Annotated in this window: 2 protein-coding genes; both read right to left on the minus strand. The window is 63.8% G+C overall.

Annotation, left to right across the window (positions count from 1 at the left end; translation table 11 throughout):
* Positions 1 to 237: hypothetical protein (locus EN925_RS40350; RefSeq protein WP_128337410.1), on the minus strand; the 237-nt coding region annotated here is incomplete at its 3' end.
* Between the two features lie 85 nt (positions 238 to 322).
* The gene (locus tag EN925_RS36715; RefSeq protein ID WP_013528389.1) at positions 323 to 943 is read right to left on the minus strand and encodes a nucleoside triphosphate hydrolase; all 621 of its coding nucleotides are present in this window, start codon (positions 941 to 943) and stop codon (positions 323 to 325) included.
* Between the last annotated feature and the right edge of the window lie 235 nt (positions 944 to 1,178).

Raw genomic sequence — 1,178 nt, forward strand, 5'->3', positions numbered from 1 at the left:
GGCCTTGGCCGTGCGCATCGCACTGCCGCCTAAGGAGTCGCTGGAACTCGCGGGCTTCTTCGGCTTTGGGGCTTTTGGCGCGGCTTTCGCTGCGGCCGGCACCACTTTCTTCGGCGCTGCCTTGCCGAAAGCCGGCTTGGCGTCCTTTGAACGGGCTGTCATCGCCGGGCCGGCGCCGGTTTTGGATTGGGTCGCCTTGCCCTTGGCGGGCGCAGGCTTTTTTGCCTTGGTTGCCATTGGACCGAATCCCTCTTTTGGCACAATTGTCGTGTCGGGATAACGGCCTGAAAGTCTTAAGGTTCCCCTTGCACAATCCGTCGAATCAAGCGGAAAGGCCGATCACCAGATCGGCGGCACTGCGCCGCGCGAGCACGCGCTCGATGTTGGGCAGGTCGTTGGAAGCGATCCAGGCGCGCGCATCTTCATCGGAGCGGCCATGCTCGTGCCAGCGCTCCATCAGGCGGCGCTCGAGCTCGTTGCGCGGCACGTCGACGAAGATCGAGAAATCGAACAGCGGCGCCAGCCGCGACCACGGCTCTTCGTCGAGCAGCAGGTAATTGCCCTCGACCAGGATGAACTTGGTTTCTGTGGCGACGATCGAGGCTGCGGCGCGCGACAGTTCCATGCTGCGGTCGAAGACCGGAATGGCGATGTCGGGTTCACCGGCACGGATACGCTTCAGCAAGGCCTCAAAACCGGCAAAGTCGAAGGTTTCCGGCGCGCCCTTGCGCGCGCGCAGACCGCGCCGCTCGAGCACGGCGTCGTCATAGTGGAAGCCGTCCATCGGTACGACCTCCGCTGCACCTTCGGGCAGCAGTTCATGCAGCCTTGCCGACAGCGTCGACTTGCCGGCGCCCGGTGGACCGGCAATGGCGACGATGAAGCGGTTTGCCTTGCCGGCACGCTTGAAGATGGTGGCGGCGAGATGGGCGATTTCGGACATGAGAGCCTCTCTGGCAGAGCTTCAGATCCACCATGTTCCGCATGATGATTTCGGCCACATCTTGGCGACAGTTCACGGAAATTTCAAACCCTGCGGCCGCGCAATCACACCTACGAGGCCAGCGGCTGGCCGATGCGCAGGAAATCGCTGTCGAAGGGAACCTCCGGCGTCGAACCACCGGCTTGCAGCCGCATGCGGCCATCCGCCGTCATGACGTCCCGCGGCGGCTCGCCGC

The sequence above is a fragment of the Mesorhizobium sp. M7A.F.Ca.US.006.04.2.1 genome (genome assembly GCF_004022915.1).
GTDB classification, from domain to species: domain Bacteria; phylum Pseudomonadota; class Alphaproteobacteria; order Rhizobiales; family Rhizobiaceae; genus Mesorhizobium; species Mesorhizobium ciceri.

Excerpts from the sequence above, each read along its gene's own strand:
- EN925_RS36715 (WP_013528389.1), bottom strand. The coding sequence starts at position 943 with ATGTCCGAAATCGCCCATCTCGCCGCCACCATCTTCAAGCGTGCCGGC.